The sequence below is a fragment of the Pradoshia sp. Z6_59 genome, from assembly GCF_058267515.1.
In genome coordinates, this window is record NZ_JBZCPP010000002.1 from 186,007 (window position 1) to 202,594 (window position 16,588).

General features: G+C 37.1%; 16 protein-coding genes. 5 read left to right on the forward strand and 11 right to left on the reverse strand.

Features of this window, described 5'->3' with window-relative positions:
• Positions 1-3 precede the first annotated feature (3 nt).
• From AC4D4B_RS03085 to AC4D4B_RS03110, 6 genes are all read right to left on the reverse strand, one after another.
• Positions 4-174, reverse strand: a complete 171-nt coding sequence (locus tag AC4D4B_RS03085) for a sporulation YhaL family protein (RefSeq protein WP_490995570.1) — start codon at positions 172-174, stop codon at positions 4-6.
• Positions 175-281: 107 nt separating this feature from the next.
• Positions 282-1,220, reverse strand: a complete 939-nt coding sequence (yhaM, locus tag AC4D4B_RS03090) for a 3'-5' exoribonuclease YhaM (protein WP_066101894.1) — start codon at positions 1,218-1,220, stop codon at positions 282-284.
• A gap of 66 nt (positions 1,221-1,286) precedes the next feature.
• Positions 1,287-4,265: an ATP-binding protein gene (locus AC4D4B_RS03095; protein WP_490999150.1), complete on the reverse strand. Its 2,979-nt coding sequence runs from the start codon at positions 4,263-4,265 to the stop codon at positions 1,287-1,289.
• Positions 4,266-4,283: 18 nt separating this feature from the next.
• Positions 4,284-5,507 carry a metallophosphoesterase family protein gene (locus AC4D4B_RS03100; RefSeq protein WP_490995572.1) on the reverse strand — a complete coding sequence of 408 codons (1,224 nt, stop codon included), beginning with the start codon at positions 5,505-5,507 and terminating at the stop codon, positions 4,284-4,286.
• 216 nt (positions 5,508-5,723) lie between these two features.
• Positions 5,724-6,962 carry an ABC transporter permease gene (locus tag AC4D4B_RS03105; RefSeq protein ID WP_490995573.1) on the reverse strand — a complete coding sequence of 413 codons (1,239 nt, stop codon included), beginning with the start codon at positions 6,960-6,962 and terminating at the stop codon, positions 5,724-5,726.
• Positions 6,955-7,854, reverse strand: coding sequence for an ABC transporter ATP-binding protein (locus AC4D4B_RS03110; protein WP_490999151.1), 900 nt, complete (start codon positions 7,852-7,854; stop codon positions 6,955-6,957). Before AC4D4B_RS03110 ends, AC4D4B_RS03105 begins: the two co-directional genes overlap by 8 nt.
• 152 nt (positions 7,855-8,006) lie before the next feature.
• Between AC4D4B_RS03110 and AC4D4B_RS03115 the strand changes: the two genes are divergently transcribed.
• Positions 8,007-8,192: a YhzD family protein gene (locus tag AC4D4B_RS03115; protein WP_139891504.1), complete on the forward strand. Its 186-nt coding sequence runs from the start codon at positions 8,007-8,009 to the stop codon at positions 8,190-8,192.
• A 46-nt stretch (positions 8,193-8,238) separates the two neighbouring features.
• Here AC4D4B_RS03115 and AC4D4B_RS03120 read toward each other — a convergent pair whose 3' ends face one another.
• Positions 8,239-9,030: an enoyl-CoA hydratase gene (locus AC4D4B_RS03120; protein WP_490999152.1), complete on the reverse strand. Its 792-nt coding sequence runs from the start codon at positions 9,028-9,030 to the stop codon at positions 8,239-8,241.
• Positions 9,031-9,183: 153 nt separating this feature from the next.
• Positions 9,184-10,686: a coproporphyrinogen III oxidase gene (locus tag AC4D4B_RS03125; RefSeq protein ID WP_490999153.1), complete on the reverse strand. Its 1,503-nt coding sequence runs from the start codon at positions 10,684-10,686 to the stop codon at positions 9,184-9,186.
• Between the two features lie 345 nt (positions 10,687-11,031).
• Between AC4D4B_RS03125 and AC4D4B_RS03130 the strand changes: the two genes are divergently transcribed.
• The gene (locus AC4D4B_RS03130; RefSeq protein WP_490999154.1) at positions 11,032-11,166 is read left to right on the forward strand and encodes a hypothetical protein; all 135 of its coding nucleotides are present in this window, start codon (positions 11,032-11,034) and stop codon (positions 11,164-11,166) included.
• A gap of 121 nt (positions 11,167-11,287) precedes the next feature.
• Here AC4D4B_RS03130 and AC4D4B_RS03135 read toward each other — a convergent pair whose 3' ends face one another.
• The 3 genes from AC4D4B_RS03135 to AC4D4B_RS03145 form a co-directional block, all read right to left on the reverse strand.
• Entirely contained in the window at positions 11,288-12,157 is an 870-nt protein-coding gene (locus AC4D4B_RS03135; protein ID WP_490995579.1) for an HAD hydrolase family protein, read from the reverse strand.
• 172 nt (positions 12,158-12,329) lie between these two features.
• On the reverse strand, positions 12,330-12,680 hold the full coding sequence (locus tag AC4D4B_RS03140) for a YlbF/YmcA family competence regulator (protein WP_066101929.1): 351 nt from the start codon (positions 12,678-12,680) through the stop codon (positions 12,330-12,332).
• A 93-nt stretch (positions 12,681-12,773) separates the two neighbouring features.
• A complete protein-coding gene (locus AC4D4B_RS03145) occupies positions 12,774-13,910 on the reverse strand; it encodes a DUF445 domain-containing protein (RefSeq protein ID WP_490999155.1) in 1,137 nt (378 codons plus the stop codon).
• A 199-nt stretch (positions 13,911-14,109) separates the two neighbouring features.
• On the opposite strand from AC4D4B_RS03145, the gene AC4D4B_RS03150 reads away from it, so the two are divergent.
• The 3 genes from AC4D4B_RS03150 (at position 14,110) to AC4D4B_RS03160 (ending at position 16,492) form a co-directional block, all read left to right on the forward strand.
• Complete coding sequence (locus AC4D4B_RS03150) at positions 14,110-14,325, forward strand: YheE family protein (RefSeq protein WP_490995581.1); 216 nt, start codon at positions 14,110-14,112, stop codon at positions 14,323-14,325.
• Between the two features lie 31 nt (positions 14,326-14,356).
• Positions 14,357-15,262, forward strand: coding sequence for a PucR family transcriptional regulator (locus AC4D4B_RS03155; protein ID WP_490999156.1), 906 nt, complete (start codon positions 14,357-14,359; stop codon positions 15,260-15,262).
• Between the two features lie 129 nt (positions 15,263-15,391).
• On the forward strand, positions 15,392-16,492 hold the full coding sequence (locus AC4D4B_RS03160) for an ABC transporter ATP-binding protein (RefSeq protein ID WP_490995583.1): 1,101 nt from the start codon (positions 15,392-15,394) through the stop codon (positions 16,490-16,492).
• Positions 16,493-16,588 lie beyond the last annotated feature (96 nt).

Sequence of the window (16,588 nt, forward strand, 5' to 3'; positions counted from 1 at the left end):
TTTTTATTGTGCCATTGCTCTTTTTCTTTTTTCTTCTTCCATTCTTTCTATATAAACATTCCCCTCCTGTTCAATCCACGATTCATCCACTTTTTGCTCTTCCCTGATTGATTTTATGGTCATAAAAGCACTTAAGAAGATACCAGCTATGATTACTCCAATAAAAATTGACAAGCTTGTCTTCCCCCTCCTTAAGGATTAAGCATCCTTTTTAAAACTATATGCTTGTTAAAAAAAAATATGCTTTCCACTTAACGGAAAGCATATTTTAGAATCGATAATTATTTAATATTCGGTTTATACAGGCTGCGATTATCGAGAGGGAAGATTCGCTCTGTAAATTCTCCCGGTTTTACCCGATCAAGCGCACGATCCATCATATTCATTTTCGCATCCAAATTATCAATATAATGCAGAACCTCTGCCTCTTTAACCAATGGCGGTTTTGGGCTGCCCCATTCCGCTTTTCCATGATGGCTCAAAACGATATGCTGAAGAATAAGAACTTCTTCCCCCTGAATATTCAATTCATCAGCAGCTTTACCGATTTCATTCACCATAATTGAAATATGGCCAAGCAAATTGCCTTCCACTGTGTAAGTGGTCGCAATTGGTCCTGATAATTCCTTCACTTTACCTAGATCATGAAGGATGACTCCCGCATATAATAAATCTTTATTCAATGATGGGTATAGCTCAGCAATTGATTTTGCTAAGTTTAACATCGAAACAACATGGTATGCCAGACCAGAGAAAAATTCATGGTGATTTTTCGTGGCAGCAGGATATTCCAAAAACTCATTAAAATATTTTTTAACCAAATGTCTCGTAATCCGCTGTATATTAGGATTCGTCATCTCGAATATATATTTTGTAATCGTTTCAGACATCTCATTTTTTCCAAGAGGAGCAGTCGGCAATAAATCAGCAATATTGACCGTCTCATTATCGTACTTCAGGCGAATCGATCGAATTCGAAGCTGAAGCTTACCTTTATAATTTTGTATATCTCCTGTTACCCGTACGATTGCTTCCGGCATATACAGCTGTTCATCCTCAGGTTTTACATCCCAAAGCTTTGCTTCTATTTCTCCGCTTTTATCCTGGAAAATTAACGATAAAAAAGGTTTTCCATTACTTGCTGTTCCTTTTATAGCATTCTTTATGAATAGATGAAGATCTATCGTATCTCCAACTTCATGATGGGCAATTCCCTTCATGTATATCCCTCCCCGGTCCATTCCAATATTTATTATATCATGCGAAGGCAAATTAATATTTAAAAATCATCTTGTTAATTGGATGATATTCTGCCCATTAAACATTGCAGCAATATGATCATGGCAGGTAAAAAAGAGAACCTGATTCCCCTCTTTACTAATATGCTTTAATAGAGAAATCATTCTTTCCGTTCGCTTATCATCAAAATTGACAAACGTGTCATCCATGATCAGTGGCCATTCTTTTCTTCCATCAATCGTACCCGCTAAAGCAAGCCTGATAGATACATAAGTAAGTTCTGCTGTCCCTCTGCTCAAATTTTTCGAGTGAACCTCTAATCCCTTATGGTCCAGTAAAGAGAGTCCCTCACCATTTTCTGAAAATAGGATTTTTTCATATCTTCCATTTGTAAGTTTACGTAGATACTCATTAGCTTGTTCAATAATTGCAGGCAGTTTTTCTTCTTTATACGTCGTTATAGACTCAGCCAGAGTCCCCTTCATAAGGCTGAATGTTGTCCACTTCTTAGCCAACACTTGAAATTCCTGTTTTAGTAGCTGATGGTCATGAAGCAACGCCTCTACTGTTCCATCCTCCTCAAGCCTATTTATCTCGTATTTTACCTCTGCAAGTCTTTTTCGTAACCGATTTAATGTCGATTCATAGGAAGACTGCTCACCCTCATTCTCCTCAATTCTTTCCTTTAAAATCAAGTCTGTAACAGAATGGTACTGATTGAGGTCCGCATAACGTCCCAGCTGCCCAATCAATTGTCTCCTTGCCATGCTGAGCTGACTTCTTTCTTCGGCATCTCTACCGCACTGATAGAACCTTTCCACTTCATGACACTCAGCTTCCTGAAGCAATTGCTGCTTTTCTTGATTTAGCTGTCTGCACAAGTCCTTTAAAGGTATAATTTCTTCCTCGAGCTCCTGTATTTTTTCGAGCATATTATTTTTTTGCCTATTGACCAATTCATTCTCTTTGTACTTCTGGACAATTGTATAGTTTATTTGCTCAATGCTTTGAGTGCCGGTAACACCAAATTCCTCTGAAAGCTCCCCTATATAGCGGATATACTCATTCTTTTTTTCCTCTGTATAAGCAAGCAATGAAATGAGCTTGCTTTTCTCCAACATAAGGTTTTTAATTTGTTCAATTCGCTCAAAAGCATCTGAAAGCATCGTACATGATACCTCATTAGGCAATGACCATTCATTTCCAAGCATAATCAATTTATGTTTACAAAGCGCCAGCTCTTTTTCCCATTCTTCAAAGGAATCAATTAAACTGTCAAATATTGCTTCCTGTTGCTCTTTGCGCAGTGATTCCAGCTTATATTTTTCTCGATTTGCTGTATCCTCTTCAAGCATACTTTTTTGCATTCTATAGCTTTGTTCATCAATTGAAATCGAAGATGAATTTTTTACGATTTCCTCATAATAGTTAATTTCTTTCGCTAATTCATCAGATTGCAGTTGATTACCATTCATTGAATTTAAATATATAACGAGTACAATACCGACAACCGCTACAATCAATGCAACACCAAGCTGTCCTCCTAAAATTAATAATAGAACCGCCAAAATGGAAGCCAAAGAGACAGAGCCCAGAATAACTGTCTGTTTTTTCTTACCCTTTTTCTCTGATTCCAATGCTTGATTCCTTCGTTGCTTTAATCGCTGGATGACTTCCTTGGCTGACTTTTCTTCATGTGCTGCCTTGTCAGCATGTTCATACTGCTCTACTACTCTTTTAAGCCTATCTCTTTCATTGTCAGGCAACAATTTTCTCTCATAAATTTCAATGATTTGCTCGATTTGTTCCAATTTGACTCGTTCTTTTTCAAGCTGAGCATCAAGCTCCATCTTCTTCTTGGTAAGTGTATGCTTCTCTAATTCTATCTGTTTAATTTCCTCTTTCCGAAAGATACTTGTATCAAAATCTTCAACCATACCAGGGTCAAATTGTGTATGTAAATCTCCCTGAAGCTTAATGATTTTATCCTCTATATGCTCTAATTCAATCGATTGAGTCCTGATTTCTTCGAGTAGGATGATCAATTTATCACTATAAAGCTCAGCTTGACGTACCCTTTCCCCACTTGCCAGCCACTGTTCATTGACATGGAGGGAATCCTTTTCATTCTGGAGTACTTTCAATTTATTTAACTGAGTTTGCAGGAATGTTTCCTTTGCCGACCTTTCAGCCTCTATCTTTTCCATGCGCCCCATCCCATTTACCGGAAAAGGAGATTCTTTTAATTCTGATAGGCGCGTTTCAATGGCAGCAAGCTCCTGAATGGAAGGCAGCAGTCTCTTCCAATCCTTTAAATGAATCAAGTTCGTTTTTATCCGCTCTATTTGTTCTTGAGTTAGCGAAATTTCTTTACTTAATTCCCTTTCTTCGCTCAAAAAGGTATTATAGCTTTTCTCTTTCTCCCTTGCTTTTTGAATTGCCTGGGAGCTTTGCTTTAATTCAGCCAGCTTTTGATTCAGGATGGGCTTCTTTCCACCTGGCTTAAAGAGACTGTCCATTTGCTTTTGCAAGCCTGCTTCCATCTCCCAAAGCCTCTCACTGCCACTCATGCCAGCAAAAAAGAGATATTTGCCCAATTGATCTTCTTCCAGACGATAAATATCCTGTAAGCCGTCTAGATTAAAGGAGTATATAGATTCATAGAAGCTTCGGTCGACTCCCTTCAACCATTCTTTTATTTTCTCCTCTCCCCCTAATCTCCCAAACCTGTTATAAACTCCACATTCTGTACCCTGGTGCCCTTTAACTCTTTCAATCGTTATTTCACCTATTTCAGGGAGCTCAATAACCAGTTTTCCACCATACCGGCTGCTCCCCGACGGTTCGTAGGAGGCTGTTGTTTGGTTCTTAGCAGGGAATCCAAATAACATGGCATGGATAAAGGAAAAAATCGTTGATTTACCAGCCTCATTTTCTCCGTAGAATACATTTATATCTGATGTTAATTCTTGTTTGTAGTCTACAAATTTACCAAATCCATATATATGTATTTTCTTTATAATCAAAGCATTTTCTCCTCATTTTTAACGATTCAAGCGCTTTACTAATTCAAGCGTTGCCTCGTCCAAGATTTGCTGCCACTCGTTTTCCTCCCATGGCTCTATATATTTCCTTGCCGTAGAATGAGTAAAGAGAGCTTCCCCGTATTTCAGATACTGTTCAGAATTCATATTGGCAGTTGTCCTCAAAAGTTCATCTATAAATGTATCAGACAGCTCTCCGCCTCCGCTTGCATAGCGGGGTGGAATCAGTGTACAGGAATGGATCCATACAGAAATATCATCCATCTCCTCATCCTGAAGACCTTCAAGTAAATAATCCATATCTACAAATAGCCATTCAGGATTCATTTTGCAATCAGATGCATCGATCATGATATTCAGCAGAATAGACTTATCTGGCTCATACGCACCCTCTTTTATTTTATCTAGTTCAGCTATAAGTTCGTTTACAGATGAAATATGATCTGCCTGAATGGTTTCCGTTTTCCATTCAACGGTCGATACAGGTACAAATTCTAAAGAAGTATCTGACCCTGACATGGAGACTATATAGAACCCTTTTTCACCTGTCTCTTTTTTATTTCTCCCCTGCAAGCATCCTGGATAAATGGCTGGTGGATCCTGCAGAATTTCCATTCGTTTATGGATATGCCCCAGAGCCCAGTAGTCAAATTGCTTACTAAGCAGTTCACTTCTGGTAAAAGGAGCATAGTTTCCATGAGCACTCTCTCCATCTAAATTACCGTGTAATATACCAATATGATAATCACCATCGTCCGCCTTTTTATACTCCTGAATAACCCGATCATGTATATGGCGCTTATCATAACTGAATCCATATAGATTTACGACAGTTGCATCATTTTCTTTAATAAATTGTTTAACTTCTACTTCGCGTCCAAACTGATGTACATTGGCTGGTAAGCTTATATCAAAGTAATTCCCATTCATGTAATCATGATTTCCATGAATTATATAGACAGGAATCGAATAGTTTTCCAATCTTTCCATTTCAGCCTTAAATTTCAATTGTGCCTTCAAGTTTCGTTCTTCATTATCATAAATATCTCCAGCAAAAATAACAAAATCAATTCTTTCCTGAATTGCCGTGTCCACTAGCCTTGTTAATGCTGAATATCCACTGTTTTTTATTTTGTCATAAATGGCACTATGCATATGCTGAAATCCTGAAAAAACGCTGCCCAAATGCAGATCAGCTGCATGTATAAATTTTACGCCTCGCACTGTACCACACTCCTTCCATGCCATTTTACTACAAACGATTGTTCTTTTAATCAAAAAAAACGTAAATTTAATTATCTCATATACAAATACAATTAGATAAATATGACCTCCCCGTAATCAGCCAGGGGATTGCAAAGGATTTTTATTTAGGAAAATTAAACATACTGCTAAGAACCACAAAAAACTCACTTCCCATTTTCGGAAGTGAGTCTTTGTTTACTTATTGCTGTTTGTTAAATCCAGTGCTTTTTTAATATCTTTAAATGAACTTGAATTTCCATACATTAAAACTCCGCCTTTATAGACTTTAGCTCCAAAATAGGCTAATAATCCAATCGTCACAAGCAGAATACCAATGCTTATCGCAATTTCGATATTGGATATCTCAAGCATCCCTATACGCATAAACATAAGCATAGGTGTGAAGAACGGAATATAGGATGACACCTTTATAAAGGTTGCTTCCGGATTGCCAAGCCCGGTCATGGCAAGCATGAAAGCCAGGATAACCAGCATGGTCATTGGCATGATCATTTGTTGCAAGTCTTCAATCTTACTTACTAAGGAACCAAGAAACGCTGCCATTGTGGCATATAATAAATAACCTAAGAAGGTAAATATAACCGCATAAACAATCGTCTTCGCTTTCATATTGTCAAAGCCAAAAGCCTCGAAAATTTCTCCCATCCCACTGCTGCTTTTAAATGATAAATATCCAACCAGCACAAATATGGCAAGCTGTGTCAATGTCAGCAGAGCAATTCCAGTGATTTTCGCGAACATTTGCTGAATTGGTGACACACTTGAAATTAAGATCTCCATCACACGTGATGATTTTTCAATGGCCACTTCGTTGGCAATCATACCGGCATACACAATAACAGAGAAATAAATGACAAAGATCATCACATAGACTAGGCCGCGGGCCTGATTAAGCTCTTCCTCTGATTTAGCCTGATTATTTAATGGGACGACTTCAAAGGAAACGGGTTTGTAGATAGCTGCCAGCTGCTCATCTGTTATGTTAACCTGCTTTGTTAGAATACTTGTTTGTATTTGCTGCAAAGCATTTTGGATTTCTGTACTTTCATTTGAATTGGCGATGGATTGGGCCTTATAGACACCTATTGGAATACCGTCTTGCTCTTCAAGCAATAAATATCCTTCCAATTCTCCCTCTTCTTCAGCTTTCTTTACTTCAGTTTCAGATTTATATGTTTTCAGGCTTAATTCGCTACCACTACTATCAAGCTGCTTTTCCAGTGCGGCATAGAAATCACCTGAATTTTCCACGATTCCAATTGTTGTATCACCTTCATCAAACAAACCGATAATTCGATCCAAGTTCGTAAAAGCGAGAACCATTAATAAAATAACTGCAGTCGAAATGACAAATGACTTACTTTTAACCTTTGATATATACGTCTGAAATGTCATAATCCAAAACTTATTCATATTGAGCACCAACCTTTTCAATAAAGATATCCTTCAAGGATGGTTCTTCCAATTCAAATTTACGTATGAAACCATGCTTAACTGTATCCTGTAAGATTAATTCAGCATCCTTCTCATCCGCAATTTGCAAATGAATTCCTTCCGTTACTTCTACTGCTTTTGTCACACCAGGATAATCAGTCAGGAATTTAAGATCAAAATCAGCATGTATTACTATATTCTTTTTGCCATAGGAACGTTTGATATCCTTTAGTGAACCATTAACGACTGCCTCTCCTTGCTTAAGTATGCAGAGCTGTTCACATAATTCCTCAACGTGTTCCATACGGTGGCTGGAAAAGACGATAGTCGTCCCATTCTTCCTTAAATCATGGACTGCCTTTTTTAATAATTCCACATTTACAGGGTCCAAACCGCTAAATGGTTCATCCAAAATTAACAATTCTGGTTTATGTATAACTGACGCAATAAATTGTATTTTTTGTTGATTCCCTTTAGAGAGGTCACCAACTTTTTTTTCGTAATATTCCGGAACATTAAAGCGATCCAACCAGCCTTTTGCTTCCTGCATGGCATCGGATCTGTTCATTCCTCGCAAACGAGCCAGATAAATTAATTGTTCACCCGTTTTAATCTTTGGATACAACCCTCGCTCTTCAGGAAGATAACCGATCATCGAGCTTGTGGAATAGTCAATTTTCCTTCCCTTCCAACTAATGCTCCCTTCTGTAGGGTCCAATAAACCAAGAATCATTCTGAAAGTAGTAGTCTTACCAGCCCCGTTTGCCCCGAGCATACCAAACATCGTTCCCTCTTCCACATCAAGTGAAAGATGATTTACTGCTGTAAATTCTCCAAATTGTTTTACTACGTTATTTACCAGTAGTGTCAAAAGCATTTCCCCCTTTTTCCAATTTTTATGTCTATATATATTCTAATATATCCACCTGATAAATTGAAAGGTAATTCTAAACTTTACAAATTTTGTCTTCTTATGCGAAAATAATATCAACTGCTGATCAGCTGAATTTAGGAGGAATAAAGATGAAAATCTATAAATTAACCGTGTTTGAAGCAGATGGTGAAAAGATTTTAGAAGAATCGATTCAGGCAGAGAATGATGAAAGCGCCAAAGAATTGGGACAAAAGCTGTTAGCTGAAAAAGAATACGAAGAAAAGACACATCGGTTCACCTCACCGCTTGGCAAGCTACTATTATTCCATAGATAAGAAAAGGTTTGTATGATCCGTTTATAACGGAATCATACAAACCTTTTTATTTCCCTTTAAAATTAGGCTTCCTTTTCTCAACAAACGCCTTGATACCCTCTTCATGATCCTCTGTTTGTCTCATCACATACTGCGAGTATTTCTCCAATTCAAGCATCTTCAATAGCTTAGGACGATTTGTTTCAGCAAGAATTTTCTTTGTCCGGATCATAGACAAAATTGGTTTTGCCTGCCATTCTTTTACCTTTTTCTGAACCTCATCCTCAAGGCTATTCGTTGTTACCAGATCAACCAATCCAATTTCTGATGCCTGCTCAGCGCTCATCACTTTACCTTCCCAGATTACTTCCTGAGCTTTTAATTCTCCCAGTCTTCTCTCTAGAAAGAAGTGTCCTCCGCCATCAGGAATCAAGCCAATCCCAATGAAATTCATGGCTAATTTACTCTCCTGCTCTGCAATAATGCAGTCAGTGGCCAAGGCAAGGCTGAATCCAAGTCCCGCTGCTGCCCCGTGAACTGCTGCAATTGTTAATTTCGGCATCGTATACATGGCCATGGCTAGTTCGTTGATACAATCCATTATTCCATAAAAATCTTTTTCACTGCCCAAATTAAACATTGATTTAATATCGCCGCCTGAGCAAAAACCATTGCCATTTCCTTTAAGAATAATAATTGTAATTTCCTCATCAAGACTCAATGCTTTTAATTCCTTGTTTAATTCAACAAGCATCTCTTTATTAAGAGCATTTAATACTTCAGGACGGTTTAATGACACGGTAGCGACAGTGCCTTCCTTTTGCACAAGCACGCTCTTGATAATAGAGGCAGGTTTCACTGGCAAAATCCCCTTTCAAATTTGATATATATTTATTATAAAGGTTTGTGTAAGCGTTTTAACACAAAAAAGGTGTAACTTATTAGAATTATTTGTATATTTAGCGAAAAAATTAACCGAGTCCTCCATCTACATGAGAACTCGGTTTGTTAATCAGCGTAAAAATAATTCTTTTAAGTAATCAATTTTTTTAGTTGTATAATGCTCATAACTATCATTATAGGATTTTGGATCTTTTGGATTGGCAAAGTGCGTGATTTTTCCTGTATCAGGATCAATGAATTTACTTGCTGCCCCACATCCAAGTCCTATGATCGTTTGCTGCTCCTCCATAATCAGGATATTATACAAACTCTCCATTCCAGGCAATGAATATCCGACATTCTCAAGGTTACCTAAAATGTTCTTTTGCCTGTATAAATAGTATGGATGGTATCCATGAGCTGCAGTCCAATTTTCAGCTTCATTCATCATTTTTTCTACTTCCGTACGGTCCGCAACCTTATAGCGCATTTTATTTCTCGTCATTTCAGAAGCACGTTTAAAGGATAACGTATGAACAGTCAATGATTCCGGCATCAATTTTTCTGTTTCGTGTAAACTATTCTTTAATTCAGTGACACCTTCACCCGGAAGCCCAATAATTAAATCCATATTCACATTATTCATACCGGTCTCTTTAGCCAGTTTATATTTTTCAATTGTTTCCTCTACCGTGTGATGTCGCCCAATCGCCTTCAATGTTTCCTGTGTATAGGACTGTGGATTAATACTGATTCGATCAATATTCCATTTTTTTAAGACCTTCAATTTTTCCGGTGTAATCGTATCCGGCCGACCGGCTTCCACCGTAATTTCCCGCACATGTTTGATATCAGGGAATGATTCATATAGTTCCTCGTAAAGGATGTCCATTTCTTCAGCTGATATACTTGTCGGTGTACCGCCGCCAAAGTAGATGGTCGTAATTTTCATATGATTTTCCTTCAGCCATTTACCGATTTCTCGCATTTCATAATGCAGTCCACCTAAAAAGGATGTTACATTTCCCTGACGTCCATTAATTGCATAAGCGGGGAATGTACAATAGGCGCATTTAGTAGGGCAGAAAGGAATTCCAATATAAATGCTCACTTCCCTACTCAAATCATATAAATCCGGAATGACTTCTAATTGACGGCCAGCAATTTCCTCCAGCAAATTTAATTTCTCGTCTGTAATGGAATAGGAAGCCCGCAGCTCTCTCTTGGCAACAGATGCATCTATCTTCTTTTTCACATATTGATGCCACAATTTCGTGGGACGAACACCTGTCAACAATCCCCATTTCTGAATCATTCCTGTATGTTGTTCTAAAACCTTTAAAAAAACATAGGAATAGGAATGCTTTTTTTGTTTAAAAAGAGCCTTTTCATCTGTCTGGTTCATGACATCTCTTTCAAATGTGGATTCATGTACTTTATTAGATAAAGAATCCTCTAATATCGCTTTTGTATATAATGTATGATTAATCATTTCTTGTTTTAATGTAATTGATAAATCTGATGGTGATTCATCGTTGTTAAGCAATGTTGCCTCTTCAAAAAATAAGTCCGCAATTAAAGATAAGGGCCTATGCAGCCTTTCATCCTCAATGCCATTTACTAAAATACGCATGCCTATCCCCTTTTCAAAAATTCAATCCATATCAGTTTACTGAACATCATGACAGTGGTCAATCACAAATAAAACATGTCTTCCTTATCATGACTATTTGGGAATGAGGCTATTCAGCCAATAAAAAAAAGCTTAGGCGACTGTCAAGGAGCGACAAGCATAAGAGGAGTACTGATAGGAAGGGTCCTATTGAGCAAAGACTATGAAGCACCACATCGCGTAGAAAGATCATTGTGAACTAAATCCTGCAGGCCTCCGCTGAGTATTAACTGATGACTTGAGTTCCTAGAAGCCGAATCTGAATTCCATCAAAAGAGTAAAGGAATGGACCCCCAATTTAGGTGTTTGGCTGGATTATTGTTTGAACCGACTGGATTATTACGGAGTTTGGCTGGATTATCAGCTGAATCGGCTGGATTATGGCGAAGTTTGGCTAGATTATTGCGAAGTTACGAAGTTAAGCTGAAAAGCCCTAAATAGCTCCTTTATCATCATAACGAAACCCTAAACCGACAATATTTATTACCGATCCCCCAAAAAAGGATAACTCAAGAGGAGCCATCCTTTTGTAGGTGGTATAAAGAACACCTTCAACACCTATTTAATCAGTTTTGATATTCATCTTTTTTAAGAATCCAATTGGATGCTGTCTTCTGAATACCTCTTTAATGAGATAGGCCACACCCAGTTCATCATTACTGCGAGTAATCCATTTGGCTGATCGCTTTACGGCTGCATCAGCATTTGCCACAGCTACACCAAGTCCCACATTTCTTACCAGCTCTGATTCATCTTGATCGCTGCCAATTAAGACCACTTCATTTGCTGATATACCCCTGTTTTTTAATAAGTAGTTAAAAGCCTTCTCTTTAGTCACCTGTTCTGGTAAAATCACAAGCTTATTCGGATGACTTTCCTGGATCATTACGTTTTCAAACATCGCTTCAAGACCTGACTTTGCATCGATTCTGTCCTGTTTTTTATCCATATATATATCAATTTGCAATGGCGACATCGGATGCGTGCGTAAATACTCATCAAGAGAATCTACAAATTGCTGGGCATATATATTGCTCTCTCCCGGTGTCCATTTGATTCTTGCAAAGAGCGGTGTTGGCAGATCCATTCTATTTCCGATTGTCATATCCTCATGAATTAAGCGGATATGACCACTTAATTTTTCTAAAAAACGAACGATATCGAGGGTAGTGTTCTCAGATATTCGCTTAACAAAAATAGGATTATGAAGATTCTCCAAAATAAAGCCACCCTGATGCGCAATAATATGCGGATTACATCTAAGAGCTTTTCCTGTTCTCTGTGTATAGTCATAATTTTCAGAGGTTATCAGAGCTACTTCTACTCCCTTTTTAGCAACGTATTCAATTGATTCTCTTGTAAGAGTATGGAGTTTTCCTTTTGAAGATAATAGTGCACCATCCATATTAATCATTAACAGTTTATATACCATGATGTCCAACCCACCTTTCATGATGCCCATATACATTCTGTATGAGGATTTTGGCAGAAATAGAACAGTTATAAAGAAAAAAAGAACCGATTTAGCGCCCTGAGCTCCCTTTCACCAATTAAATAAATCTAACTGGCAGAGAAGCTTCGACACTAATCGATTCCTTATATGCTTAGGATTGTGTTCCGTACAAGTCTTCCAATGGTTTTGTAATAATACGATTCAGATCTGTAAGGATGACGCTCATTTTTTGTTCAGCATCCATTAATTTAGAAATCGCTTCATGTTGTTGCACAAGCGCAACAGTTTTTTGAGCCTGCATTACTTCTTCTTCAGTAATTTCCTGACCCATCATTTGTTTTTGCTGAAGATTTAGCTGAATATCTCTGAAATTGTTAAACATCGTTCTTGCTTGCTCATCAGCCATTATTGCATTGTATTGATTCTTTAGTTCTTGATATTCCGCACTTTCACGTATTCCTTTTTCTACTGTATACGCTAAATCATATAAATTAACTGACATCATATACCTCCTGTTTTCTATTACACTGAAGTCTCTCTTACTATACCATTATCAAAAGCATTATACATCCATTGTATGTTTATCAGAATGGTTTTAATTCATCAAAATCATAAAGATTCCCTGGAAGACTCCAATCAAGCCTCCTAATAAGGCTCCTAAATACGTAATCATTTTCAATTCACTTTTTGTGATGGACAGTACCATTTCTTCCAGACGAGTTACTGGAAAAGATGCAACCTGATCACGGACAATTTCCTTTAGCTTCAATTTTTCCATTATGCTTGGTACTTTTTCAATTAAAATCGCTGCAATCTCTTCAATAATATTTGGCAGCAATCTTCCCTTGATGGTCTCACTCCATTCACCAGTTATCTGATTAAGTGTCAGATTAGATAAATCCACTTTTTTATAGCCGGTTATGATTCCTTTATGCAGTAAATTTCTCATTTCATCCAATGAATAGAATTCCTCCACATCAGAAATCTGCTTGTGTTTTATTTTATGCCACTCACTATGCAGGAGTTGTGTCAGCGTATCCCTAGTACCAGGATTTGAGAGAAATTTAATAATCTCCGGCTGAAGTTTCTCGCCAAGATTTACATTTCCTAATAGCATCTGCATAATTCCACCGAGTTTTCCCCGTTCCCTCATGAAATCATCTGCCATTTTTTGAAGTCTTTCCTTACCTTGATTGCTGGCAAAAAAAGCAATTCCTTTATCCAAGATATAATGAGAAACATCCGGTATTTTATTCTCTATTTTCTCCTCAACACTTGCTGGTATAAAGGTTGCTAATGGTTTATTTTTATGCTGCAAGTACCAATCCTCTAACCAATTGGTTGAATGAGATTCAATTTTTCTTACGAGTAAATCCGGAATGTCGGCCAATCCAGCTTTTTCAAGCGCCTTTTCTATAGAGATCTCAGAAAAAATTGTTTTATCTAATATATTTTTTCCAATTCTCTTAGCTTCAACTTTGACAGTACCAGTAAGTAATTTATTTTTAATACTCTCTGGTGTGATTAAGTGTTCTACAACCATCCTACCCATCTGCTCGGCCAATTCGTCTCGTCTTTTCGGTATTAATCCAGGCGTAAATGGCAAGCGTTTACCAAAGATATAAATAGCCTCATAGGGGTGGAATAGCATTTTTATGGCTAAGGCGTTTGTAATACCGCCTATTAAGGCCCCTACTACAACTACTGTGATAATCGTTATAAATGTACCCATAAGTAGCTCCTTTTTAAAACTTCCTGTTTGTAAGAAATAGTTTAGTCTTTTCTACTATTAAATTGCAACCATCGGTGTCCATTTTTCGAAGATTTTGATGCTAGCTTTCCTTATACGAGGTTGTAATTGGATATAAATGCTTATTTAAAGTGTATAATTATGATTATTGCTATTAAATTTAGATTTGAGGTGCAATCTATTGATTAATCATTTTGAATGGAAATCATTATATGAAACAGAAAAAATACCTGGTTGGAAGTTTTCCTTCTACTTTGAAAAAAAACGGTATAAAGGAGTTTACCATAAAGATGGTTCTATTACCTGGATAGAAACACAACCATCTGACCATGCTCAAGCAGAATTAGAATCCAGAGTACACGAATTGATGCTTTATCATGTATATGATAATCAATAGACTATGATACAAATTATTTGGAGGATTACTCATGAACACTGACTTACTGATACTCTTTCCCAACGCAATCTGTGTTTCATATCCGTTGGAGGATCAATCCTATTATTGGTACATAGAAAATGCGAATCAATATATCGGTATTCCAAAAAGGTCTGTATCATCTGATCAATTGGCTCTATTAAATATTTTTTTAGAACCCTTTTTGCTTCATACTGAAAAACTAAATAGATCTGCCCAGCAAATCTTTTGGCACAAACTTTTATACCAACAGGATACTGCACCATTGCCGAAAATTGAAGATGGGTCATACCGCTTTATTCATTATAATCTTCCAAACAATGATATTAATATTACAGACTTCTCCGATGCTATAAATGGCTTTTTTCATGACCCAGTTATTTGCTGGAAGGACCCATCCAGTGGAGTCATTATAGAAAACACCAAATCTGCCTTGCTCACAAATCAAGATTTTAACGCTGTCATTCATACCCTTGAAAGCGATTTATACACTCATTTTCGTTTATTTATAGGAAATAATTATCCGCTTTCTAATGAGATCACTACGTATTTCGCTTCAGAAGATACTTGCTTTAAAACCATACGTTTGTATAACTCAAAAGATAAAGTTATTACTTTTTCTTCAGCTTTTTTGGACCTTTTATTACTAGGTAAAAATCAAACTTTATGTATAACTCTAGCCAAAAATCTACTTGGCACATTAAAAAATGAAAAAGACCTACTCAAAACTATTATGATTTACATTGAAGCTAACGCCAATGCAACCGTTGCTGCTAAACAGCTTTTTCTTCACCGTAACAGCCTAAAATATCGCCTTGATAAATTTTATGAAATCACCAATCTGGATGTTCGAAAATTTGAAGACAGCTTATGTGCCTATTTAGCTATCCGTTTACTGGAGAATACAAATGATCAATAAGTGCAACCCGCCCATTTCCTAATCATTATCTTTGTGCAAATTGAACATATATTTTTAACTATTAGACTAGTAAAATTATTTGTGAAAAGGGTTTCATTAATACATAGTTATCAAGGAGGACATTTAAAGATGGCTGAGTTAAAATTAGAAAATATTTATAAAGTTTATGATAATAAGGTAACTGCCGTAACCGATTTTAATTTACACATAAAAGATAAAGAGTTTATCGTTTTCGTAGGTCCATCTGGATGTGGCAAATCCACAACTCTACGTATGATTGCCGGATTAGAGGAAATCTCTAAAGGTGACTTCTATATTGATGATAAACGCGTGAATGATGTACCTCCAAAAGACCGTGATATTGCAATGGTTTTCCAAAACTATGCATTATATCCTCATATGAGTGTATATGATAATATGGCCTTTGGATTAAAGCTTCGTAAATTTGATAAAGCTGAAATCGATCGCCGCGTTAAAGATGCAGCACGTATTCTTGGTCTCGAGGAATATTTAAATCGTAAACCAAAAGCTCTTTCCGGCGGTCAACGTCAGCGTGTTGCATTGGGCCGTGCCATCGTTCGTGACGCAAAAGTTTTCCTTATGGATGAGCCTTTGTCTAACCTGGATGCTAAATTGCGCGTACAAATGCGTGCTGAAATCGCTAAGCTTCATCAAAGATTAAATACAACTACAATTTATGTAACACATGACCAAACAGAAGCAATGACAATGGCTACTCGTCTGGTAGTTATGAAAGACGGCTTCATCCAACAAGTTGGTGCACCGAAAGACGTTTATGAAAATCCAGAAAACATCTTTGTAGGTGGGTTTATCGGATCTCCTGCCATGAACTTTATTAATGGGAAATTAGAAGATGGATACTTTGTAACCGGCAGCACTCGCATCGCCGTACCTGAAGGTAAATTAAGCTATTTGCGTAAACAAGGCTATGTAGGTAAAGATGTTGTCCTTGGTATTCGTCCTGAGGATATCCATGATGAACCTATATTCATGGATGCATCCCCAGAAACTACAGTCAGCTGCATAATTGAAGTATCAGAATTAATGGGTGCTGAAACGATGCTCTATACTCAAATTGAAGGTCAATCCATCGTAGCGCGTATCGATTCCCGTTCTGATATCAGTCCAATGGATACCATTAAATTAGGATTAGATATCAACAAATCACACTTCTTTGATAAAGACACTGAATTAAGAATTAGACCATAATTCAATTAATGATTAAAACTAAAAGCCAAATCTTTCGGGATCTTGGCTTTTTTGTTTCCTGCTATAGCTTTAAGTCAGTATTCAGGAATTATGATT

What these genes read in the sequence shown, in the direction of transcription:
- AC4D4B_RS03160 (WP_490995583.1), top strand. Translation starts at nt 15,392, where the DNA reads ATGGCTGAGTTAAAATTAGAAAATATTTATAAAGTTTATGATAATAAG.
- AC4D4B_RS03135 (WP_490995579.1), bottom strand. Translation starts at nt 12,157, where the DNA reads ATGGTATATAAACTGTTAATGATTAATATGGATGGTGCACTATTATCT.
- yhaM (WP_066101894.1), bottom strand. Translation starts at nt 1,220, where the DNA reads ATGAAGGGAATTGCCCATCATGAAGTTGGAGATACGATAGATCTTCAT.
- AC4D4B_RS03140 (WP_066101929.1), bottom strand. Translation starts at nt 12,680, where the DNA reads ATGTCAGTTAATTTATATGATTTAGCGTATACAGTAGAAAAAGGAATA.
- AC4D4B_RS03105 (WP_490995573.1), bottom strand. Translation starts at nt 6,962, where the DNA reads ATGAATAAGTTTTGGATTATGACATTTCAGACGTATATATCAAAGGTT.
- AC4D4B_RS03115 (WP_139891504.1), top strand. Translation starts at nt 8,007, where the DNA reads ATGAAAATCTATAAATTAACCGTGTTTGAAGCAGATGGTGAAAAGATT.
- AC4D4B_RS03125 (WP_490999153.1), bottom strand. Translation starts at nt 10,686, where the DNA reads ATGCGTATTTTAGTAAATGGCATTGAGGATGAAAGGCTGCATAGGCCC.
- AC4D4B_RS03155 (WP_490999156.1), top strand. Translation starts at nt 14,357, where the DNA reads ATGAACACTGACTTACTGATACTCTTTCCCAACGCAATCTGTGTTTCA.
- AC4D4B_RS03145 (WP_490999155.1), bottom strand. Translation starts at nt 13,910, where the DNA reads ATGGGTACATTTATAACGATTATCACAGTAGTTGTAGTAGGGGCCTTA.